The sequence below is a fragment of the Aquisphaera insulae genome (genome assembly GCF_011064615.1).
GTDB classification, from domain to species: domain Bacteria; phylum Planctomycetota; class Planctomycetia; order Isosphaerales; family Isosphaeraceae; genus Aquisphaera; species Aquisphaera insulae.
Window position 1 is genome coordinate 135,681 of record NZ_JAALJH010000006.1, and the last position, 22,430, is coordinate 158,110.

Consider the following 22,430-nt stretch of genomic DNA (forward strand, 5'->3'; position numbering starts at 1 on the left):
GAGACCGGGCCAAAAGTGAGCCACCGGGTCGCTAGCTCGTTGACGGGACGGCGCGGATCCCTACAATATCGACATTCTCGTGAATGGCGGCGTATCATCGTCCGCGCCGGTCGGCCACCTGCCACCCTCCCTGGCCGTGAAACCTGGCGTCGATGATCCCACAGATGATTTCCCAGCAGCCGGCTGGGTTTTTTTGAGGCCAACTTTGTGAAACCCTTCACAATCTTTGGCCTCGCGTCGAGCGGCGGGAGTTGGGACGAGCGATGAGCACGGAATTCACCCCGATCTTCCTCATCCTCCTGGTGGCGATCACGATCGCGCTCAGCATGCTGATCATGAGCGCGGTCTTCGGGCCCCGGAAGGTGACGAGGGTCAAGCAGATGCCCTATGAGTCGGGCATGAATCCGTTCGGCGACGCCCGCCAGCGGTTCGACGTCCGCTACTACCTGGTGGCGATCGTCTTCTTGCTCTTCGACGTGGAGCTCCTGTACCTCTACCCGTGGGTGGTCTCCCAGTGGAGCGCCTCGATGCCCCCGGCGGCCGGCGAGGTCGCGGCGGGGGTGGCGGGCATCCCCCCGGTCTTCCGTTCGCTGGTCTTCTGGGAGATCCAGCTCTTCGTGGTGATCCTGGTGGCGGCTTTTGCCTACGCCTGGAAGAAGGGGGTCTTCGAATGGCGTTGAATCCGACGCAGGGGCAGGGGCCTATCAGTCAGCGGCCGGGCTCGCAACTGGTGCTCGAGCCCGCCCGAGAGCCGAAGCTCCCGGACAACGTCTTCTTCTCGACGATGGAGTCCGTGGTCAACTGGTGCCGCAAGTACAGCCTCTGGCCGATGCCCTTCGCCACGGCCTGCTGCGGGATCGAGCTGATGGCGGTCGGCGCCAGCCGGTTCGACATAGCCCGGTTCGGCGCCGAGGTCATGCGGTTCAGCCCCCGCCAGTGCGACCTGATGATCGTCGCCGGGCGGGTGTCGATGAAGATGATGCCGGTCCTCCAGCGGATCTGGCTCCAGATGCCCGAGCCCAAGTGGTCGATCAGCATGGGGGCCTGTGCCTCCACCGGGGGGATCTTCGACACCTACGCGGTGGTGCAGGGGATCGACCGGTTCATCCCGGTGGATGTGTACATCCCGGGCTGCCCGCCCCGGCCCGAGCAGATCCTCCGCGCCCTGATCGACCTCCAGGAGAAGATCCAGAAGGGGGGGCGGACCTTCGCCCCCAACGGGCTCCCCGAGCTGCTCGAGCGCGAGAAGCTGATGGCCGAGCGCCGGTCGGTGCCGGCCGGCCAGTCGATCGCGGCCGAGCGCGGAGTCGAGGACCGATTCGGCTACCGCCTCCCCGGCGGCCCCGCCCAACTGGGCGGCGACGAATCGCATTGATCCCGGAGCCCGCATCCCCGGCCGCCGGCCGCCGACCGTCCCGTACCTTGGAGAGCGAATCGCCTCGATGAGCAGCACGACCGAAACCAAAGCCGATCCGCACGCCGCCACCCTGGGGGCCCTCGCCCGCGAGCTCGGCGACGGCGTCTTCTCGATCTCGAGCTTCCGGGACAACCTGCGGCTCCATGTGCCCGCATCGAGGCTCTTCGACCTGCTGAAGTTCCTCAAGGAACGGTGCGGCTTCAACCTGCTTTCGGAGCTGGGGGGGGCCGATTACCTCGGCTATCCCGGGCGGACCCGCGACCGATTCGAGGTCCATTATGTCCTCCGCAACCTGGACTCCGGCGAGATGATCGTCGTCAAGGCGGGGGCGAACGACCCCGACCCGACGCTTCCCTCCGCCTGCCCGCTCTGGCCCGGCGCCGACTGGATGGAGCGCGAGGTCTACGACATGTACGGCATCCGGTTCTCCGGCCATCCCGACCTGCGGCGGATCCTCATGCCCGAGGAATTCTCCGCCTTCCCCCTCCGCAAGGACTACCCCCTGCGAGGGCGCGGCGAGCGGCACAACTTCCCCAGGCTGACCCGCGGCGAATCCTGATCCCGGATCCGCGGCGGCCCATCGACGATGCACGGACCACGATCGACGTAACGGCGAGGACGACGTGACGGCCAATCTGCTCGACGAACCCGGACTGGAACGCGACGCGAAGCAGGCGACCTGGACCCTGAACTTCGGGCCCCAGCACCCCGCCACGCACACGACCCTGCGGCTGATCCTGGAGCTGGACGGCGAGCGGATCATCAAGGCCACGCCCGACATCGGCTACCTCCACTCGGGCTTCGAGAAGCTCGGCGAGCATCTTAACTACAACCAGTACGTCACGGTCGCCGACCGCAAGAACTACATCAGCCCGCCGATGAACGAGGTGGCCTGGCACAACGCCGTGGAGACGCTCCTGGGAGTGGAGCTCACCCCGCGCTGCCAGTACATCCGGGTGATCATCGGCGAGCTCTCCCGGATCAGCGACCACCTCCTCTGCACCGGGGCCGCGGCGCTCGACCTGGGGGCGTTCACGGCCTTCCTCTACGCTTTCAACCTCCGCGAGCAGATCTACGACGTCTACGAGGAGATGTCCGGCTATCGCTTCCACCCGGGCTACACCCGGGTCGGCGGCGTCCTCTACGACTTCAACGACCGGGTACTCGACAAGATCCGCCGCGTCCTCGAGAGCTTCAACAAGGTCTACGCCGACATGGCGAAGCTCCTCTTCCGCAACCGGATCTTCCTGGACCGGGTGCGGGGCGTGGGGACGCTCTCCAAGGAGGACGCGATCGCCCTCTCCTGCACCGGCCCGATCGCCCGGGCCAGCGGGGTGACGTACGACCTCCGCAAGGACAAGCCGTACCTCGCCTACCCGGACTTCCAATTCGAGGTCCCCTACTGCACCGAGGGGGACTGCTGGGCCCGCTTCATCGTCCGCATGGAGGAGATGAAGCAGAGCCACTCGATCATCAGTCAGGCCCTCGCCAAGCTGCCGGGGGGGCCCGTCAACCTGCCGATCGCGGACAAGCTCTCCGCCCCCGACAAGCTGACGACCTACAACAGCATGGAGGGCCTGATCCAGCATTTCGAGCTGATCATGCCCAACCGCGGCTTCACCACCCCCCGCGAGGAGGTCTACGCGGCGGTCGAGAGCCCCAACGGGGAGCTCGGATATTACCTCGTGGCGGACGGAGGCGAATTCGCCTGGCGCGTCCGCACGCGGCCGCCGTCGTTCATCCACTTCGCCGTCTTCCCGCACATCATCAAGGACCACCTCATCGCCGACGTGGTGGCCGTGCTGGGGAGCCTGAGCATCATCGCGGCCGAGCTCGACCGCTGAGCCCGCCGAGTTGTTCCGGACGAGTCGAATCGAGGACGATCGCACGATGCCCGCCGAAGCCCCGACCAAGCCCGCGAAGGCCCCCATGCTGAGCGAGGCCCTGCGCCAGCGGATCCGCGACCTCTTCCCGCGCTACCCGAGCAAGCGGGCCGTCACCCTGCCCGCCCTCCACCTGGTGCTCGAGCACTTCCGCTGCGTCCCCCTCCAGGCTATGGAGGAGATCGCCGAGCTGCTCGAGATCGCGCCGGCGGAGGTCCACGACACGATGAGCTTCTACGGGTTCTTCCCGCAGGCCCCGCTCGGCGACGTCCGGGTCTGGATCTGCCGGTCGATCTCGTGCATGCTCCGCGGCGGCGACGAGCTGCTGGAGCACGCCTGCAAGCGGTCCGGGATCGAGCACGGCGAGACCACCGCCGACGGCAAGCTGACCATCGATTACGCCGAGTGCCTGGGAATCTGCGACCACGCCCCGGCCGCCCTCGCCGACGACGGCCGGATCTTCGGCCCGCTCGACGAGGCCGGGGTCGACGCCATGCTGGACGAGTTGAAGAAGGGGCGAAAAGACCCGGCCTGAGACCCGGGGCGATCCAAGGGGAGGGCGAGGCTCCTGCCGAGCCCAGTCCAATGCGGCTCGGCAGGAGCCTCGCCCTCCCGAAGCACGCACCAGACCAACGGCAGAACGCACGGATCAAGATCGCAGAGAGTCGGGTAGAGGAGATGACCATTCGTGTCCACGTTTGAGCCCGTCCTGAGCAAGAACTGGAACGTGACCGACAGCCATACGCTGAAGGCCTACGAATCGCGCGGGGGCTACCAGTCGGCGCGGAAGGCGCTCGCCATGGAGCCGGACGCGGTCGTCAACCTCGTCAAGGACTCCGAGCTCCGTGGCCGCGGCGGCGCGGGCTTCCCGTGCGGCCTCAAGTGGACGTTCCTCCCGAAGGATCGGAAGGAAACCCTGATGTGCGTCAACGGCGACGAGAGCGAGCCGGCGACGTTCAACAACCGCTACCTGATCGAGAAGGACCCCCACCAGTTCCTCGAGGGGATCCTGATCTCGTGCTTCGCCACCCGGGCGAGCACGGCGTACGTCTACCTCCGCTACGAGTACATCAACGGCGCCCGGATCATGGAGCGGGCGATCGCCGAGGCCCGCGAGGCCGGGCACCTGGGCAAGGACATCTACGGCACCGGCTTCAACCTGGACGTCTGGGTCCACCGCGGCGCCGGGGCGTATATCTGCGGCGAGGAGACCGGGCTGATCGAGAGCCTCGAAGGCAAGCGCGGCTGGCCCCGGATCAAGCCGCCGTTCCCGGCGATCGAGGGGGCCTTCCGCAAGCCGACGGTCGTCAACAACGTGGAGACGCTCTGCTGCGTCCCCCACATCGTCGAGCGCGGGGCCGGCTGGTTCAAGTCGATCGGCACGCCCAAGAGCTACGGGCCGAAGCTCTACACGATCTCCGGACATGTGAACAAGCAGGTCTGCGTCGAGCTGCCGCTGGGGATCACCTGCCGGGCCCTCATCGAGGAGCACGGCGGCGGCGTCTGGAAGGGGCGGAAGGCCAAGGCAGCGGTCCCCGGCGGGATCAGCATGGGGCTGCTCTCGGCCGAGGAGCTCGACACGCCGCTCGACTTCGAGAGCCTCCGCAAGCCGGGCTGCCTGGGGCTGGGGACGGCGGCCGTGACGGTGATCGACGACCAGACGCCGATCATCGACTACCTCTACAACACGGCCCGCTTCTTCGCCCACGAGAGCTGCGGCCAGTGCACCCCGTGCCGCGAGGGCTGCAACTGGCTCAACCGCACGATCCGCCGGATCCGCGCCGGCGGCGGCCGGATCGAGGACCTGGACATCATGCTCAAGCAGGCCAACAACATGGGCATCATGCCCGGGACCACGATCTGCGGGCTCGCCGACGGCGCGGCCTGGCCGATCAAGAACGCCATCGGCAAGTTCCGGGGCGAGCTCGAGGAGTACATCCGCACTCACCAGTCGCCGGCCTACCAGGTCACGCCCCTCCAGGAGGCGATCGCCCACGGCGTCCGGCCCGACCCCGCCGCGCTCGTCACCCTGGCGGCGCCGGCACCGGCCCCCGCCCGGGCCTTGCACTCGCCCGGCGGACTGGCCCACTGAATCGCGACCCGCTCGTATCGACCCGGTCGATGCCCGGAACAGGAACCACGATGGCGACCATCATCATCAACGGCACCGAGTACCCGATCCCCGAGGGCGAGAAGCTCAACGCCATCCAGATGGCGAAGCGGGTCGGCATCGAGATCCCGTACTACTGCTGGCACCCCGCGCTTTCGGTCGTCGCCAACTGCCGGATGTGCGAGATCGAGGTCGGCTCGAAGGATCCCAAGACGGGCGAGATCCGGATGATGCCCAAGCTCGTCCCCGGCTGCCAGACCCCGGCGAAGGACGGCACGGTCCTGATCACCGACAGCCCGAAGATCAAGGAGCACCAGCGGATGGTCATGGAGCTCCTGCTCCTGAACCACCCGCTCGACTGCCCGGTCTGCGACCAGGCCGGAGAGTGCGGCCTCCAGGACTACAGCTACGAGTACGGCCAGGCGAGCCATCGCTTCGTCGAGGAACGGCTGGTCAACCCGCGGAAGAGCGTCTCCGACCTGGTCCAGCTCAACTCCGACCGCTGCATCATGTGCACCCGGTGCGTCCGGTTCACCCGCGAGATCAGCCAGACGTCCGAGCTCCAGGTGATGCGGCGGGGGAGCCACTCGGAGATCGACGTCTTCCCGGGCCATACCCTGGACGACAACCCGCTGGCCGGCAACGTCGTCGACGTCTGCCCGGTCGGCGCGCTGCTCGACAAGGATTTCCTCCACAACCAGCGGGTCTGGTTCCTGGCCAAGCACGACGGCCTCTGCACCCGGTGCTCCACCGGCTGCAACATCAGCGTCGAGGAGAGCAAGGGGAAGATCTGGCGGTTCAAGCCGCGGTCCAACCCCCACGTCAACGACTACTGGATCTGCGACGAGGGCCGCTACAGCTACAAGTCCGCGAACGATCCCCATCTGCTGGACGCCATGTACGTCCGCAAGGACGACGACCTCAAGCCCACCCCCGTGGACGAGGCGCTCAAGGCCGTGGACCGGGGCCTCCGCGAGGCGAGCGAGAAGGGCGTGGTCGCGGCCGTGCTCTCGCCGTTCCTGACCGTCGAGGAGGCGTATCTCGCCGCCCGCTACATCAAGGGGCTCGGCGAGAAGAACGTGCTGGCCCTGGGGCCGGTCCCGGTCAACGGCGTGGACCGCACGTTCAAGCCCGACAAGTCCACCGGGCGGACCGGCGACACCAGCTTCATCGAGCCCCGGCCGTTCACGATCCACGCCGAGAAGTGCCCCAACCGCAAGGGGGTGGAGGCCGTGCTCGAGCACCTGCAAGGCTCGGTCGTCCCGTTCGACGAACTCGCCGCGCGGGCCTCGAAGGGCGAATTCGCCGCGCTCTACGTGATCTCCGGTTCGATCGACGCCTGGAACGACGAGGCGACGGCCAAGGCGCTCCGCTCGGGCGTGCCGTTCCTGGTCCTCCAGGACACGAACGTGACGCCGCTGGCCCACCTGTCCGACGTGGTCCTCGCCGGGGCGACCTTCGCGGAGAAGGCCGGATCCTACGTGAACGCCGACGGCCGGCTCCAGTACGCCGGGGCCGCGCTGCCGCCGCGCGAGGGCTCGCTGCCGGACCTCGACCTGCTGTCCATCCTCCTCAATCGGCCCGGCCCGGCCCGGTCGGGCGAGGTGCTCGCGGAGCTGGCCGAGGCGGTCCCCGCCTTCGCCGCCGCGAAGGGAGGGGTCTTGCCGGCGACGGGCCAGGACCTGTCCGCCGGCTCGGGGGCGAAGCCGAAGTCGGATCCGCCGGCGTTCGTCGATTCCTGGTTCGCGCCGCAGGGGGCGGCACGCTACCGCTGATCTCGATCGAGGCTAGAGAGCGACGAAATAACGGTCACGGCTGGGAGTCCTGAAGCGATGCTCGTGTTCCTCGGAATCCTCCTGAAGATCCTCATCGTGGTGAACGTCGCGATGGGGGTCGTCGCCTACCTGATCTGGGTGGAGCGGAAGGTCGCCGCTTACGCCCAGGACCGGATCGGCCCGAATCGGTGCGGGAGCGAGTTCATGGTCCCCTTCGGGCTGCTCCAGCCGCTCGCCGACGGGGCCAAGATGCTCCTCAAGGAGGACGTGATCCCGGGCTACGTGAGCAAGCCGGTCTACATCCTGGCCCCGCTGATCGCCATCGTGGCCGCGATGATCGGCTTCGCGGTCGTGCCCTTCGGCCCGGTCGGCCCCGATCAATGGATGAACTTCCAGATCGCGCCCAACGTCAACATCGGGATCCTCTACGTCTTCGCCGTGGGCAGCCTGGCCGTCTACGGCGTGGTCCTGGCCGGCTGGGCGTCGAACAACAAGTACGCGTTCCTGGGCGGGCTCCGCTCGAGCGCCCAGCTCATCAGCTACGAGATCCCGCTGGGGATGTCGATCCTGGGCATGGTGCTGATCGCCGGCTCGCTCGACCTGAACACGATCGTCAACTGGCAGGACAACCACGTCTGGGGGATCGTCGTCCAGCCGCTGGGGTTCCTGCTGTTCCTGGTGAGCGGCTTCGCCGAGACCAACCGGCTGCCGTTCGACCTGCCCGAGTCCGAGCAGGAGCTCGTCGGCGGATTCCACACCGAGTACTCGGCGATGAAGTTCGGCATGTTCTTCCTGGGCGAGTACCTGCACGTGATCACGGTCAGCTTCCTGATCGCCGTCCTCTTCCTGGGAGGATGGGACCTGCCGGGCCTCAATCAGGAGCAGACCAGCGTGATCAGCTCGCTGATCAAGATGACCGTGCTGCTGATCAAGGTGGCGGTGATCATCCTGATCATCATGTGGGTCCGCTGGACGCTGCCGCGGTTCCGCTACGACCAGCTCATGGACCTGGCCTGGAAGTCGATGATCCCGCTGTCGATCGTCAACCTGGTGGCGACGTCCGGGATCGTCCAGCTCGTCTACTCGTATTCGGCCTCCTAGGGAGAGAACGCGTTGCGACCCGACGACCCGAGCCTGAAGAAGATGGAGCCGCCGCGGCTGACGTTCGGCGACCGCATCTACCTCCCCCAGATCGCGGCGGGCCTGTTCGTGACCGCGCAGCATATTGGGGGCGTCCTCTTCAAGAACCAGGCGATCACCGTCCAGTATCCCGAGGAGCAGCACGTCCCGAGCCCGAATTACCGGGGCGTGCACCGGCTCAACAAGGACGACCAGGGGCGGCCCAAGTGCGTCGCCTGCATGCTCTGCGCCACTGCCTGCCCGGCGCACTGCATCGACATCGTCGGCACGACGGCCCCCGAGAGCTGGCCCGACCGCGAGAAGTACCCGGCCAGCTTCGTCATCGACGAGCTGCGGTGCATCTACTGCGGGATGTGCGAGGAGGCCTGCCCGGTGGACGCCATCGAGCTGACCGGCCTCTATGACTTGACCGGCCTGACCCGCGAGCAGATGATCTTCGACAAGACCAAGCTCCTGTCGGTCTTCGACGCCACCCGCGACGCCGAGCCGATGCGATACACGGCGCCGCCGGCCCCCTCGGCCGCGACCGAGATGCTTCCCTCGCCGATTGTTTGATCCACGGTCAGGACCCCGCGATGACCGCGGGGAATGGCCATCTAGAACCCGATCACGAGCCGACCAACCGTCCAGGAACGCTTAACCGTGACCTTCATCCTCGAGTTCATCCGCTACAACCTCGAGATCATCCTCGCCACCCTCTTCGTCGGCCTCGGCGCGGCGGGGACCTACCTGCTGCTGCCGCACCGGCACGGGAAGGCGCGGCCGCGCGTGCTGCACCTCGCCGGCGCCTGCTTCGCCGCCGCCGGCCTAATCGGCTACGCCACCATGTGGAGCGCCCCCGGCGGCGGGCTATCCGGCGGCTTCTTCTACCTCTTCAGCATCGGCGCGCTCGTCGGCGCGGTGCTCACGGTGACGAGCCGCAACCCGGTCTACAGCGCCCTCTGGTTCGCGTCGGTGATCCTCTCCACGGCGGGGCTCTTCCTCCTGGCCGGTGCCGAGTTCCTGGCGGCCGGGACGATCATCGTCTACGCCGGGGCGATCATCGTCACCTTCCTCTTCGTCATCATGCTGGCGCAGATGGAAGGGAAGGCGGAGTACGACCGGGCCGCGCGGGCGCCCGGCGCGGCCACGCTGACCTGCTTCGGCATCCTCTGGTCCCTGATCTACCTGATCGGCCCGCTCCAGGCCGAGCGTTCGATGAACGTCACCGACTCGAATGTCCAGAGCGTCGCCGAGCGGGCCCTGATCCGGAGCGGCGACCTGGTGGACCACCACATCCTGGTCAGCGGGACGGCCGAGCGGACGATCCTCGAGCAGGCCGTGAGGCCGACGTCCTCGCTCCGCGACCCCGCCGGGGCCGCCAAGCCGAACGTCGCCGGCCTCGGCGAGGCCCTCTACACGGACCACCTGATCACCATCGAGCTGGCCGGCGCCCTGCTGTTCGTGGCCCTGATCGCGGCGGTCGCGATCACCAATCCCAGGCGACCGGTCCGGCCCGGCGAGGCATCCGCCTGATCGGCCGCCGGACGACGCGGCCGTCGCGACCCGAGACCGCCCTAACCGCGAGCGAAGCCCAAAGAGCTCAAACATGACAGCCCCAGACCCGTTCACGCTCGACCTCCTGAGGAACTACCTGCTCGTCGGGGCGGCACTCTTCGCCCTGGGGATGCTCGGATTCCTCTCGCGGCGGAACCTGATCGTGATGTTCCTGTCCGCCGAGATGATGCTCCAGGGCACGGCGCTCTCGCTCGTCGCCTTCGGCCGGTATCACGGCAACTGGACCGGGCAGGTCTTCACGATCGTGATCCTCACCGTGGCCGCCTGCGAGGCGTCGATCGCGCTGGCCCTGATCGTCGTCCTCTACAACCGGCGGTCCTCGCTGGACGTCACCCTCTGGCAGGACATCCGCGAGCCGGGCATCCGGCCCGAGTCCCCCGCGATCGAGACGGCCGAGGCCGAGCCCGTGGAGGTCATCCCCGGCCCCGAATCGTATCCGGCCCTGGTGCCGTCCGGCATCGAGCCGACGCACCCGGTCGAGCCCTGGCTGGAGCGGCGGAAATAGTCAAACCCGGGCCGGTCGGCCTCGGGACGAAACGAGCGCGGGCGGGACGAACCCAAGCGGCAAGAGGAGTCGGGACGTGTCAGGTTTCTTCGTCGATAACGTGTGGATCATCCCGTGCCTGCCGCTGATCGGCGCGGGCATCGCGGCGATCGGCGCCCGCTGGCTGAAGGGGAACGCGCACGTCCCGGTGATCGCGGGGATCGCCCTGGCCTTCCTGGTCTCGCTGGGCGCGCTGGCCCACGCGGCTCCGCAGAACGCGCCGCTCGTCGGCCGCTGGCTGTCGATCAGCGGGCTCGAGGTCCCGTTCGAGTTCCGGGTCGACGGCCTGACGACCATGATGCTGTCCATGGTCACGTTCGTGTCGACGCTGGTCGCGATCTTCGCCGTCGGCTACATGGCGGGGGACCCGAGCTATCCGCGGTTCTTCGCCCTGATCGGCCTCTTCGTCTTCTCGATGACCGGCCTGGTCCTGTCGAACAACTACCTGCTGACCTATGCGTTCTGGGAAGGCGTGGGCGTCTGCAGCTACATGCTGATCGGCTACTGGCACAGCCGCAAGTCGGCGGCGGCGGCGGCCATGAAGGCCTTCCTGGTGAACCGGGTCGGCGACCTCGGCTTCGCGATCGCGATCTTCTGGATGTGGACGCTGGTCCCGGAGCACAACCTTAGCTACGCGAACGTGCTCAGCCCGGAGACGCTGGCGGGCCTGCCGGAGGCGGCGAAGGTCGGGATCCCGCTCCTCCTCTTCTGGGCGGCCACGGCCAAGAGTGCCCAGGTCCCGCTCTACGTCTGGCTGCCGGACGCGATGGAAGGCCCGACGCCGGTCTCGGCCCTGATCCACGCCGCGACCATGGTCACGGCCGGCGTCTACCTGATCGCCCGGTCCACCCCGCTCGTCGCCCTCTCGCCGGGCGTCCAGGCGCTCATCGCCGCGACCGGCTGCGTCACGGCCCTCCTGGCCGCGCTGATCGCGCTCACGCAGAACGACCTCAAGCGGGTGATGGCCTATTCCACGGTCAGCCAGCTCGGCTACATGTTCATGGGCCTGGGGGCCGGCGTCGGCGAGGTCGCCCAGCTCGCGGTCGTGGCGGCGATGTTCCACCTGTTCACCCACGCCTTCTTCAAGGCCCTCCTCTTCCTGTCGTCCGGCAGCGTGATGCACGCGATGGGCGACGTGATCGACATGCGGCGGTTCGGCGGCCTGCGGCACCGCCTCCCCTACACGCACCTCGCCTTCCTGGTCGGAGGGCTGGCGCTGGCCGGCCTCTTCCCGATGGCGGGCTTCTTCAGCAAGGACGAGATCCTGCTGGCGCTCAAGTCCGCCTCGCACGCGGCCGGAGAGCACGGCTGGGGCGGGGTCTATTTGCTGGTCTACTGGGTGGCGATCCTCACGGCCGGGATGACGGCCTTCTACACGGGGCGGGCCTACTTCCTGACCTTCTGGGGGCCGGAGAAGCTCCCCTCCCCGGACGATCCGGAGGCACCCCCGGCCACGGCAGGACATGGCCACGCCCACGGCCACGGGCACGATGACGCCCACGGCCACGGCGAGGAGGACCTGAACGCCCGCGGCGACGCGGCCCACGGCCACGGCGAGGTCGGCCACGAGTCGCCGTACGTCATGACCATCCCGCTCATGATCCTGGCGGCCTGTGCGATCCTGGTCGGCATGTTCTTCGGCCCGACCGAGCTCTTCGCCGGGCACCTGGAGAAGACGCTCGCGTTCGAGGAGCTGGGCCACGGCGAGCATCACTTCGACTGGATGACGGCGATCGTCAGCACGGTCGCGGCCGTGGCGGGGATCGCGGGGGCCTATGTGCTCTACGGCAAGCGGAGTCCGGTCCCGGCCCGGCTCGCCGCTCGGTTCCCGAGGCTCTACGCGGCCTCGCTCAACAAGTTCTACGTGGACGAGGTGTACGACTGGGTGGTGGTCAAGACCACCAAGGCGTTCGCCCTGGTCGCGGAGTTCCTGGACGTCTACCTGGTCCATCGGCTCGTGCTCGGGATCGCCAGGGTGCCGAAGTTGATCTCGGGCGAGATCCTGGCGAAGTACCAGAACGGGCTCCTCCAGTATTACGCGGCGGCCTCGGCGGTCGGCGTGGCCGTCCTCCTCTTCCTCCTGCTTTTCGCCTGAGCCTTGGCCGGGCCCGGCCCCCTGAAGACGCTCACGAGGGACGATTGATGGCGACACTCCTGGCGATCACGGTGCTGCTCCCCCTGATGGGGAGCATCATCCTCGTGCTGACGCCGAAGCTGGGCAAGAACCAGGCGCGGCTGATCGCGCTGGGCTTCACGCTGGCGACGATGGCTTTCAGCCTGATCCTCCTGCTGGCTTTCAAGACGGGCGTGCTCACGCCCCAGTTCGCCTTCGGCGAGCCCGGAGGTCCGTACGGACTGAGCTGGATCGCCCAGCCGGACATCCGCCTGGCGCTGGGGCTGGACGGGCTGAGCCTCTGGCTCTTCATGCTGACGTCCCTGCTGATGATCACGGCCGTGCTCTCGTCGTGGGAGGCGATCGAGCAGCGGGCCCCGCTCTACTATGCGTTCCTGCTGGCCTTGCAGACGGGCCTGCTGGGGCTCTTCGCCAGCCTGGACGTGATCCTCTTCTACATCTTCTTCGAGTTCACCCTGATCCCGCTCTTCTTCATCATCGGCCTCTGGGGCGGCCCGGACCGCCAGCGGGCGTCGGTGACGTTCTTCCTCTACACGCTGGCCGGCAGCCTGCTGACGCTGCTCGGGGTCATCGCGCTGGTCGTGGTCCACTATCAGCACTCGCCCGACCACGTCCTCACGTTCTCGATCCCGAAGCTGACCCAGGGGCTGGCGAGCCTGCCGTGGGCCCACTGGCACGACGTGGGACGATGGACGAGCCCCCAGGTCCTGATCTTCCTGCTCCTGTTCGCCGGGTTCGCGATCAAGGTCCCGATGTTCCCGTTCCACACCTGGCTCCCGCTGGCGCACGTGGAGGCGCCGACGGCCGGGTCGATCATCCTGGCCGGGGTGCTGCTGAAGGTGGGATCCTACGGCCTGCTCCGGTTCAACATGGGGATGACGCCGCTGGGCGCCGTGGCCCTCTTCCCGCTGCTGGCGACGCTGTCGGTGATCGGCATCATCTACGGGGCTCTCGTGGCGCTCTCCCAGACCGACATCAAGCGGATGGTCGCCTACAGCTCGGTCAGCCACATGGGGTTCATCGCGCTGGGGATGTTCGCCCTCAACGCGACGGGGATGGACGGCTCGGCGATCCAGATGATCAATCACGGGCTGACCACGGGCGCCCTCTTCGCCTGCGTGGGGATCCTCTACGAGCGGTATCACACCCGCGAGATGGACGAGATCGGCGGTCTCTGGAACCGGCTGCCGCTGCTCGCCTTCTTCCTGTTCCTGTCGGCCTACGGATCCGCGGCCCTGCCGGGGCTGAACGGGTTCGTCGGCGAGTTCCCGATCCTGACCGGGATGTTCGCGGAGAGCCCGAGGGCCGGCGTCCTGGCCGCCACGGGCATGGTCGTGGGCGCCTATTACCTGTTCCAGATGCTTCGCAAGGTCGTGTTCGGGCCGCTCCGCGAGCCGCACGCCCACGGCGACGCGAAGGGGGCGGAGGCCCACGCGGCCGTCCGGCCGATCGGCTGGCATGAGATCGCGGCCCTGGCGCCGCTGATGGCCCTGATCGTGGTCATCGGCGTGGTGCCCGGTCCATTCCTCGACCGGATCCGCCCCACGGTGGGCGAGATCGACAAGAACCTCCAGGCCCAGCGCCTGGTCCGCACGATCGAGAGTCCGACCCAGGAGCCCGGCGTGGGGTCGATCCACGTCGGCCGCGGGGCCGGCTCGCGGGGCAGTAGCGGTGGAGGCCGTTGATGAATCCCGAGTTCGCCTACGAGTCGGTCACCCAGACACTCAAGATCCTGTCGCCGGAGCTGATCCTCCTGGCCACGTCGATCGCGATGATGACGGCCTCGCCGTTCCTCACGCTGCCGCGGCGGACGTGGTGCGCCCTGGCGGCCGGCGGCCTCGTCGCCTCGCTGCTCGCCCTCTCGCTGGTCATCGGCATCCGGCCCGAGCCGTATGCGGCGATCGCCATCAACGACTCGCTGAGCGTCTACGGGCGGCTCCTGGTCATCGTCACCGGCCTGGTGCTCCTGGCCCTCGCGCACGAGGAGCCCCCCGACGACCGCGCCGCGGAGTTCTTCGGCGCCCTCCTGATGATCAACGCCGGCGCCATGGTCGTGACGACGGCCAATGAGCTGGTCCTGCTCTTCGTGGGGCTGGAGCTCGTGAGCATCCCGACCTACCTGCTGCTCTACCTGAGCCGTCGGACGACGACGACGCAGGAGACCGCGACCAAGTACTTCTACCTGAGCATCTTCTCGTCGGGTTTGCTCCTCTTCGGCCTCGCCTTCCTCTACGGCATGAGCGGGATCAGCAACCTGAAAGCGATCTCGGCGCTCTCGTGGACGTTCTCGATCCCGAACCCTCAGCTCGGGTTCATCGCCGTCGTGTTCGTGATGGCCGGGCTCTGCTTCCGGGTGGCCGCGGTGCCGTTCCACTTCTACGCGCCGGACGTCTACCAGGGCTCGCCCACGGTGATCGCGGCGATGCTCTCCTGGGTCCCCAAGGGGGTCGGATTCGTGGCGATGGTGCGGGCCCTGACCGCGGTCTTCGCCGTCAAGGGCGCGCAGGATCCGCTCGTCGCCAAGGCGGTCCTGCTCTGCTGGCTGCTGGCGGCGGCGACGATGATCGTCGGGAACACGATGGCCCTGCTCCAGAGCGACTTGAAGCGGCTGCTGGCCTACTCGTCGATCGCCCACGCGGGCTACCTGATGATCGGGGCCACCGTGGCCTTCTCCAACGGGCCGGGCAGCGGCGGGGTCTACTTCGGCTGCGAGGGGATCTTCTTCTACCTCTTCGCCTACGCCTTCATGACCCTGGGCGCCTTCGGGGTGATCATCGCCCTGAGATTGCCGACCAGGCCCGTGGAGACGGTGGAGGACCTGGACGGCCTGGGCGCGACGCGCCCCCTGGCCGCCCTGGCGCTGGCGATCTGCCTGCTGAGCCTCAGCGGCATCCCCCCGCTCCTGGGATTCATGGGCAAGCTGACGATCTTCATGGCGGCCTTCGGGGCCAACTCCGACCAGGACTTCGGCCTGCTGGTGGGCCTGGCCGTGATCGGCGTCCTGAACGCGGCGGTGGGGGCCTATTACTACCTCCGGATCGTCGTGGGGATGTACCTCAAGCCGTCGCGGCAGAAGGTGACCGTCACGGGGGGCTGGCCGGTGGCGGTAGCGGTGGGGTTCTGTGCGACACTCACGCTCTTGCTGGGACTTTATCCGGTCCCGGTGTCGCGGGCGGCCCGGGAATCGGCCGTCGCCGCGGTCACCCGCGACCTGCCGTCCCGGCCCGCCGCGGCCGCGAGCGCCCCGGCGAGGGCGGCGGAGGTGGCCCAGGCAGAGGCAGGCAATTGATAGATCCTCGCCAATCGCTTATCCTCGTCGTGCCCTTCTCCCAACGTGGGTGAGGCTGCGCCCGGATGAGTCCGCACGATGCGGCATGATCGGTCCCCGTCCGGATAGACGAGGTCTGAGGCCATGCAACACGGTGACGGCTCATCCTCCCCGCCGGGGAATCTCGCCCCCGAGTTCCAGCAGCTCTGGGAAGGGTCGACGTCCTCGCCGGATGTCTTCCACTTCCTTTCCCGCCATCCCTCGGCGGCCATGGACGAGAAGGTCGACGTCCTGCGGGTCGACCAGAAGTATCGCTGGAAGACGGGCAAGCCGCTCTCGCTTCAGACGTATCTCCGCCGGCTTCCGAGCCTGGCGGAGCGGCTCGACCTGATCCGCAAGCTGATTGCCGGCGACCAGTCGTGCCGTCGCGAGTCCCTCGCGTCGGGCTCGACCTCGCCCGGGCAGTCGGAGGCCGGCGGATCGACCGAGTCCGCGACCCAGGTCGTGGAGATGCCCGGCTCGCTGCTGGAGACCATGGCCGAGGAGCCGCCGAGATCCGGAGAGGCCACCTCCGCGGGCCATCCCGCGGCGACGACGCCCCCCGTGCGGCCCTCGGAGATTGGGGGCGGCGGCGGGACGACGGGCACGACCGGATCGGGGGGCGACGATCGCCTGGACTTCCAGTTGGATTCCATCGCGGATGGGCTCCGCGATCGACCGCGGCTGGGCCCGGTCCTCGCCAGCACGCGATTCACCCCGATCCGGCGGCTGGGTGCCGGCGGGATGGGCTTCGTCTTCGAGGCCTACGACGAGGAGCGAGGGGAGGTGGTCGCGATCAAGACGATGCGGCGCGTCGACCCCGCCGGCCTCTTCCGGTTCAAGGGCGAGTTCCGCTCCCTGAGCGACCTCACCCACCCCAACCTGGTCCAGTTCCACCAGCTCTTCGCCGTGGACGACTGCTGGTTCCTCACGATGGAGCTGGTCGACGGCTGCGACTTCCTCGCCTACGTCCGCGGCGATTCCGCGCCCGCGTTCGAGGACGCGACTCGGCTCTCCGCCCCGCGAGAGCCCACCCGGATCACGCCGACGCCGCCCGCCTCGTTCGTATCGAGACCGATGGCGCCCCTCTCGGGGACGGCCTTGGGGGTCGGCATCGGGATGATCGAGCCGGCGACGGAGGAGCCGCCGACTCACCCGTCGCCGCCGCCCCTCGACCTGGCGCGGTTCCGGTCGGCCCTGATCCAGCTCTCCGAGGGCCTCCAGGCCCTGCACACGGCCCGGAAGCTGCACCGAGACATCAAGCCCACCAACGTCCTGGTGACCGACGAAGGCCGCGTGGTGATCCTCGATTTCGGTCTCGCCGCCGACCTCGAGCCGGGCTTCCTCAAGGGGTCGCCGGAGCGGGACCGCCAGGTGGTCGGGACGCTGGCGCACATGTCGCCGGAGCAATCGCTGGGCATGAGCATCACGCCGGCCAGCGACTGGTACAGCGTGGGGGTCATCGTCTATCAGGCCCTGACCGGCCGGCTCCCCTACTGCGGCACCTTCGACGAGGTCATCATCAAGAAGCAGAGGAGCCGCCCCACGCCGCCCGACGAGATCGTCCGCGGGTTGCCTCCGGATCTGGTCTCGCTCTGCATGGACCTGCTGGAACGCGAGCCCGATCGCCGGCCGACGGGGTCTCAGGTGCTCGAACGCCTGACGGGGGAGGCGGGGATCGGCGGCGCCGACCCGGAGCGACGCCGCGTCCTGTCGCTGATCGGGCGGGACTGGCACCGCCAGGTCCTGAGGTCCGCCTACGCGGCCCTGAGGGAAGGCCAGGCTCCATCCGTCTTCATCTATGGCGGCTCCGGTACCGGCAAGACGGCGCTCGTCCGATCGTTCCTGGACGAGCTGGCGGCCAACGAGGACGTGGTGATCCTGGCGGGCCGCTGCTACGAGCAGGAATGGGTGCCGTTCAAGGCCGTGGATAGCCTGGTGGACGCCCTGGCGCGGCACCTCAAGACGCTGCCGAAGGAGGTCCTGGACGAGGTCCTCCCCGCCGATGCCTGGCTGTTGGCCCGCATCTTCCCGGTCCTCCGCGGCGTGGAGCGGATCCTCCAGGGGCGCCGGCCCACGACGGAGCTGCCCGACCCCCAGGAGATGCGGCTCCGGGTCTTCTCCGCCTTCCGCAAGCTCTTCCAGCGGCTCGGCCGGATCTCCCGGCTGGTGCTGGCGGTGGACGACCTGCAATGGGGAGACGCCGACGGCGCCGTGCTGATCTCCGACCTGCTGGACGGGCCGAACCCGCCCCGCATGCTCTTCCTCGGCTGCTTCCGTCAGGAGGAGATGGCCCAGAGTCGGCTGCTCCAGACCCTCCGCCAGGTCCGGGCCGAGGACCGGCCCGCGGTCTGGCATCGGGACCTGTACGTCCAGCCGCTCACCCAGGTCGAGTCGCGTTCGCTGGCGCTCGCCCTGCTGGGGGTGGACGACCAGGTCGCCCTCCTTCAGGCCCACCTGGCCGCGCGCGAGTCGGGGGGGAACCCGCTGTTCATCGAGGAGCTGATCAAGCACCTCCAGTCCGCGGGCCCGGGCCACGAGTGGGATCCGTCCTCGACGGTGGACCTGGAATCCGCGCTCTGGTCGCGGATCCGGACCCAGCCCGTGGACGCGCAGCGGCTGCTCGAGGCGATCGCGGTCTCCGGCCGGCCGATCCGCGAGACGCTGGCCTTCCGCGCCGCGGGCCTGGATGCGGGGGGGCGGGTCGCGCTCGGCGCGCTCCGATCCTCGCGGCTGGTCCGGGGCATCGGGCCGTCGCGGAAGGACCAGGTCGAGACCTACCACGACCGGATCCGCGAGACCGTCCTGGCCCACCTCTCGCCGGAGGCCCTCCGAGGGATCCACGAGCGTCTGGCCGAGGTCCTCGAGGGGGCGGGGCTCGACGACCCGGAGGTGCTCGCCGGCCACCTGCAGGGTGCGGGCCTCGCGGAAAGGGCGGCGGCCCTGTACGTCCAGGCCGCGGAGAAGGCGATGGAGGCCCTGGCCTTCGATCACGCCGTTCGACTCTATCGCCGGGCGCTCGAGCTGGAGGCATCGCCCCCCGCGGAGGTCCGCCGGCTCCATCGCCGGCTCGGCGCCGCGCTGGCGAGCAACGGCCGCGGCGCCGAGGCGGCCGCCGCCTACCTGCTCGCGTCCGAGGGGACGACTGCCGCCGAGGGGGTGGAGCTGACCAGGCTCGCCTCCACCCAGCTCCTGATCAGCGGCCATGTGGACGAGGGCCTGGCGCTGCTCCGGACGATCCTCCGGCCGCTCTGCCTGAACATGCCGCCGACGCCCCGCCGCGCCCTCCTCTCGCTGACCTGGCACCGGACCCTCCTCCGCCTTCGTGGGCTCCGGTTCCGGCCCCGCGACGAGACCCAGGTCTCGGCCGTGGCGCTCACGCGGATCGACCTCTGCTGGTCGGCCGTCGCCGGCCTGAGCGTCATCGATCCCATCCTGGGCGCCGACTTCCAGACCAGGGGCCTGCTCCTGGCACTCAAGGCCGGTGAGCCCTTCCGGATCGCGCGGGCCCTCGCCATGGAGGCCGCGCACCGGTCCACCGCGGGCCTGAGCACGGCCCGCTACGCCGACTCCCTGCTGGCACGGGCCGAGCGACTGGCCGGCACGCTCGATCGACCGGAGGCGCGGGGCGTCATCGCGATGGTCCGCGGCGTGACCTTCCTGATGCGCGGGGACTGGCGACCCTCCATCGACGCCTTCGAGATCGCCGAGACGCTCTTCCGCGACCATTGCACCGGCGTGACCTGGGAACGGAACACCGTCCGCTGCCTGGAGCTCTGGTCCATGCTCCACGCCGGACGGCTCGCCGAGCTCGAGAAGCGCTGGAGCGTCTTCACCCGCGAGGCCGAGGAGCGCGGCGACCTCTACGCGACGACGACCCTCACCAGCTTCTTCCTGGCCATGATCCGCCTGGCGCAGGACCGGCCGGCCGAGATCCGCGCCGAGCTCGAGCGCGCCATGAGCCGCTGGCGTCGCCAGGGGTTCTTCGTGCAGCACTCCACGGAGCTCGTCTCCCTGCTCCACCTGGACCTCTACCAGGGGAGCGTCGCGGCCGCCTGGGAGCGGATCAACGCCGCCTGGCCCGCCTACACGCGGTCACTCCTGCCGCGGATTCAGGTCAATCGCATCCAGTTGCTGGAGCTGCACGCGCGCGCCGCGCTGGCGATGGCCGAGGGCCTCGAGGACAACCAGCCTCATCTGCTGGCGGCCGAGGAGGACGCGAGGAAGCTCGAGAGGGAAGGGCAGGGTTGGGCGATCGCCCATTCCCGGTTCATCCGGGCGGGCATCGCCGCGGTGCGGGAGGACGCCACCACCGCGAGCTACCGGCTCGAGCAGGCCGCCGCGCTGTATGACACCGTTGACATGCCCTTGAGCGCCGCCGTGATGCGCTACCGGATCGGGGAGATCGTCGGCAGCTCGGAGGGGAAGGCCCTCATCGCCCGGTCGGAGTCGGTCCTGCGGGAGCAATCGATCGCGGCCCCCGAGAGGTGGGCGCGGATGATCGCCCCCGGATTCGCCCGGATCGCCGCCAGCCGCGTGGAGACCAGCCTCTGACCGGCCGCCGACTCGCCGCGGCGGATCGCCCCTTCAGTCGCGGCCCGCCTCGACCCGCGCCCGCCGGATGGCATCGACGTAGGCATCGGGCAAGGCCCGGTATTTCCCGTCCTCGGTCCACCACCGGGGCGTCTCGGTGTAGATCCAGACATACTCATCGGTGCGGGCCAGCGCCTGGCGAAGCGCGGTCCGGAATCGATCGGGCGAGAAGTGGTTGGACTCCGGTCGATCGACGCTCCAGCCCTTGTTCCGCCAGTCGTGATCGAGCCAGAGTCCGAAGCCGGCCTTCATCACGCGACGATAGGCCGCCGGATCCTCCGAGAGTTCGGCCGCGCGCGACCGGATCACCCGGCGAGCCTCCTCGAATCGCTCCCCGTCCAGGAAGCCGTAGGAGGGCTCGTATCCATCGATGATCACGGCGTCACCCGAGGTAGCCTCGATCAGCCCGTCCACGAACGGGACGAGGAGGCCGTACGGGCACTCCCTTAGCGGCTTCCGGCCGCCGTCCGTCTGCTTCCAGGCGTAACTGTGCCCGAAGGTCAGCATCACCTTGATCCCGGGGAAGCCCGCCCGGAACGCTTCCATGACCTCTCGGCCCCGTCGCCTGGCCTGCGCCCGATAGTCTTCCCAGGACTTGCCGGTCCGAGCCGCCAGCTTGCGATAATCGAAGACCTGCCCTTCGTACTGCTCGGTATCCAGCAGGATGCCCGCCCCGCCGCGGGCGAGGACCGCGGCGACTCGGGCGTTGGCGATGACGGCGGAGTGGTCGTCGAACCAGTCGAGGTCGCCGGGCGTTACGTTGAACCGGAGGAAGTTCTCGTCGAAGCCCCTGCCATCCTGGCGTCCCGATGGCGCCAGCGCGGGGCCGAACTCGTCGAGCCGGAACGTCCTCTTGCCCCATCCCTTCCAGGTGAGGCTCTCGGCAGGCTTACCCGGAGTCGACGTGTTGACGTGATAGACGCAGCCGTCGAACGGCGATGCGGCCATCCTGGCCCGGTCGCGGGCGATGGTCGCGGCGTCGGGCTCGTCCCAGCCGAACTCGATCAGCTTGCGGGTGCCGGCCGGCCGACGCTCCGGGCCATCGTCGCCCTCGGGGCCGGACTCGAACGCACGCGCGGGGCCGGCCCCGATCAGGCCGATCCACGCCGCGACGACCGCGATCCAAGCACTCCCGCCGGAGATCCCGCGACGGCCCCCGATCGTCAGCATGATTGGCCCCCCTGGTTCATGCGAGTTCCCGGACCGCGTCATCCGCGCCGGATTTCACGCGGCCCCGGGACAACCGCCAGCGTTCATAGCGTGGTTGAAGCGAGCGATAGATCGGAAACCCGGCCAGGACGCCGAGGACGTCGGTAATCCCGTCGACCAGCTCGCCGTCGCGGTTGATGATCTCCCAGGTCTGCACCAGCTCCGTCAGGACCGCGAGGAAGCTCCCCGCCGCCAGCACGAGGAGATAGTCACGAAGCCGACCGCTCGTCGTCCGGAGCCAGAGGACCGAGAAGACGACGAACATCCCCGCGTGGACCACCTTGTCAAGGTGCGCGATCTCCACGAACGTCCCATGGCCCTCCGCCGCGGGCAGATAGGTCCCCGGTGTCCAGCAGAGGATCAGGATCACGGCGGTCCACAGCAAGGCGGCCCCAAGACGCAACCGCTCAGCCATCGGGCGAGGCCCTCCAGGATTGAGTGAGTCTGGGGCGCATTCTACCCGAACCCGGCGACGCGCTTCAGCGCCGACTCGACGACCTCGCAGGGCGACGGCCAGCCCGATACGAAAGTCGGATTTCGCGCGAACATCCCGGACGGGTCCGCCGTCTGTTGGTATGTCGCCAGGGTGATCCGGTGAAGGCCAGAACGGAGGGCCGGCCGGTCGCCAGGCTCACGCCGAACCGATGAGGAACGGGCCATGCGGGCACAATCTCTCGATCCGCGATCGAATCGGGAAGCCGACGGCAAACGGCCATCCGCCTCGTTTTCGCCCTCGTGGCCGGCGTCCTCCTATCCCGAAA

17 protein-coding genes are annotated in these 22,430 nt (G+C 68.7%); 15 read left to right on the forward strand and 2 right to left on the reverse strand.

Annotated features, from left to right (window positions below):
- Positions 1-263 precede the first annotated feature (263 nt).
- From G6O54_RS05845 to G6O54_RS05915, 15 genes are all read left to right on the forward strand, one after another.
- Entirely contained in the window at positions 264-680 is a 417-nt protein-coding gene (locus G6O54_RS05845) for an NADH-quinone oxidoreductase subunit A (protein ID WP_165221480.1), read from the forward strand.
- On the forward strand, positions 671-1,375 hold the full coding sequence (locus G6O54_RS05850) for an NADH-quinone oxidoreductase subunit B (protein ID WP_165221483.1): 705 nt from the start codon (positions 671-673) through the stop codon (positions 1,373-1,375). The genes G6O54_RS05845 and G6O54_RS05850 overlap by 10 nt, the downstream gene beginning before the upstream one ends.
- 67 nt (positions 1,376-1,442) lie before the next feature.
- Positions 1,443-1,976 carry an NADH-quinone oxidoreductase subunit C gene (locus G6O54_RS05855; RefSeq protein WP_165221486.1) on the forward strand — a complete coding sequence of 178 codons (534 nt, stop codon included), beginning with the start codon at positions 1,443-1,445 and terminating at the stop codon, positions 1,974-1,976.
- Positions 1,977-2,040: 64 nt separating this feature from the next.
- Positions 2,041-3,261, forward strand: a complete 1,221-nt coding sequence (gene nuoD / locus G6O54_RS05860) for an NADH dehydrogenase (quinone) subunit D (protein WP_165221489.1) — start codon at positions 2,041-2,043, stop codon at positions 3,259-3,261.
- A 46-nt stretch (positions 3,262-3,307) separates the two neighbouring features.
- A complete protein-coding gene (locus G6O54_RS05865; protein WP_165221492.1) occupies positions 3,308-3,835 on the forward strand; it encodes an NADH-quinone oxidoreductase subunit NuoE family protein in 528 nt (175 codons plus the stop codon).
- Positions 3,836-3,988: 153 nt separating this feature from the next.
- Positions 3,989-5,392 carry an NADH-quinone oxidoreductase subunit NuoF gene (nuoF, locus tag G6O54_RS05870; RefSeq protein ID WP_165221495.1) on the forward strand — a complete coding sequence of 468 codons (1,404 nt, stop codon included), beginning with the start codon at positions 3,989-3,991 and terminating at the stop codon, positions 5,390-5,392.
- Positions 5,393-5,442: 50 nt separating this feature from the next.
- Complete coding sequence (locus G6O54_RS05875) at positions 5,443-7,185, forward strand: NADH-quinone oxidoreductase subunit G (RefSeq protein ID WP_165221498.1); 1,743 nt, start codon at positions 5,443-5,445, stop codon at positions 7,183-7,185.
- 57 nt (positions 7,186-7,242) lie between these two features.
- On the forward strand, positions 7,243-8,286 hold the full coding sequence (gene nuoH / locus G6O54_RS05880) for an NADH-quinone oxidoreductase subunit NuoH (RefSeq protein WP_165221501.1): 1,044 nt from the start codon (positions 7,243-7,245) through the stop codon (positions 8,284-8,286).
- 12 nt (positions 8,287-8,298) lie between these two features.
- Positions 8,299-8,880, forward strand: a complete 582-nt coding sequence (locus G6O54_RS05885) for a NuoI/complex I 23 kDa subunit family protein (protein ID WP_165221504.1) — start codon at positions 8,299-8,301, stop codon at positions 8,878-8,880.
- Positions 8,881-8,967: 87 nt separating this feature from the next.
- Positions 8,968-9,840, forward strand: a complete 873-nt coding sequence (locus G6O54_RS05890; RefSeq protein ID WP_250846736.1) for an NADH-quinone oxidoreductase subunit J family protein — start codon at positions 8,968-8,970, stop codon at positions 9,838-9,840.
- A 73-nt stretch (positions 9,841-9,913) separates the two neighbouring features.
- Positions 9,914-10,387, forward strand: a complete 474-nt coding sequence (gene nuoK / locus G6O54_RS05895; RefSeq protein WP_165221507.1) for an NADH-quinone oxidoreductase subunit NuoK — start codon at positions 9,914-9,916, stop codon at positions 10,385-10,387.
- Positions 10,388-10,463: 76 nt separating this feature from the next.
- Complete coding sequence (gene nuoL / locus G6O54_RS05900) at positions 10,464-12,521, forward strand: NADH-quinone oxidoreductase subunit L (RefSeq protein WP_165221510.1); 2,058 nt, start codon at positions 10,464-10,466, stop codon at positions 12,519-12,521.
- A 47-nt stretch (positions 12,522-12,568) separates the two neighbouring features.
- Positions 12,569-14,245: a complex I subunit 4 family protein gene (locus tag G6O54_RS05905; RefSeq protein ID WP_165221513.1), complete on the forward strand. Its 1,677-nt coding sequence runs from the start codon at positions 12,569-12,571 to the stop codon at positions 14,243-14,245.
- Entirely contained in the window at positions 14,245-15,849 is a 1,605-nt protein-coding gene (locus tag G6O54_RS05910) for an NADH-quinone oxidoreductase subunit N (RefSeq protein ID WP_165221517.1), read from the forward strand. The genes G6O54_RS05905 and G6O54_RS05910 overlap by 1 nt, the downstream gene beginning before the upstream one ends.
- 123 nt (positions 15,850-15,972) lie before the next feature.
- A complete protein-coding gene (locus G6O54_RS05915; RefSeq protein WP_165221520.1) occupies positions 15,973-20,421 on the forward strand; it encodes a serine/threonine-protein kinase in 4,449 nt (1,482 codons plus the stop codon).
- A 33-nt stretch (positions 20,422-20,454) separates the two neighbouring features.
- Here the strand turns inward: G6O54_RS05915 and G6O54_RS05920 are convergent, their stop codons facing one another.
- Complete coding sequence (locus G6O54_RS05920; RefSeq protein ID WP_165221523.1) at positions 20,455-21,630, reverse strand: hypothetical protein; 1,176 nt, start codon at positions 21,628-21,630, stop codon at positions 20,455-20,457.
- Positions 21,631-21,646: 16 nt separating this feature from the next.
- Positions 21,647-22,084, reverse strand: a complete 438-nt coding sequence (locus G6O54_RS05925) for a VanZ family protein (protein WP_165221527.1) — start codon at positions 22,082-22,084, stop codon at positions 21,647-21,649.
- Between the last annotated feature and the right edge of the window lie 346 nt (positions 22,085-22,430).

Coding starts and splice junctions, on each gene's coding strand:
- G6O54_RS05845 (WP_165221480.1), top strand. CDS start 264: ATGAGCACGGAATTCACCCCGATCTTCCTCATCCTCCTGGTGGCGATC.
- G6O54_RS05850 (WP_165221483.1), top strand. CDS start 671: ATGGCGTTGAATCCGACGCAGGGGCAGGGGCCTATCAGTCAGCGGCCG.
- G6O54_RS05855 (WP_165221486.1), top strand. CDS start 1,443: ATGAGCAGCACGACCGAAACCAAAGCCGATCCGCACGCCGCCACCCTG.
- G6O54_RS05865 (WP_165221492.1), top strand. CDS start 3,308: ATGCCCGCCGAAGCCCCGACCAAGCCCGCGAAGGCCCCCATGCTGAGC.
- G6O54_RS05875 (WP_165221498.1), top strand. CDS start 5,443: ATGGCGACCATCATCATCAACGGCACCGAGTACCCGATCCCCGAGGGC.
- nuoH (WP_165221501.1), top strand. CDS start 7,243: ATGCTCGTGTTCCTCGGAATCCTCCTGAAGATCCTCATCGTGGTGAAC.
- nuoK (WP_165221507.1), top strand. CDS start 9,914: ATGACAGCCCCAGACCCGTTCACGCTCGACCTCCTGAGGAACTACCTG.
- G6O54_RS05905 (WP_165221513.1), top strand. CDS start 12,569: ATGGCGACACTCCTGGCGATCACGGTGCTGCTCCCCCTGATGGGGAGC.
- G6O54_RS05910 (WP_165221517.1), top strand. CDS start 14,245: ATGAATCCCGAGTTCGCCTACGAGTCGGTCACCCAGACACTCAAGATC.
- G6O54_RS05915 (WP_165221520.1), top strand. CDS start 15,973: ATGCAACACGGTGACGGCTCATCCTCCCCGCCGGGGAATCTCGCCCCC.
- G6O54_RS05920 (WP_165221523.1), bottom strand. CDS start 21,630: ATGCTGACGATCGGGGGCCGTCGCGGGATCTCCGGCGGGAGTGCTTGG.
- G6O54_RS05925 (WP_165221527.1), bottom strand. CDS start 22,084: ATGGCTGAGCGGTTGCGTCTTGGGGCCGCCTTGCTGTGGACCGCCGTG.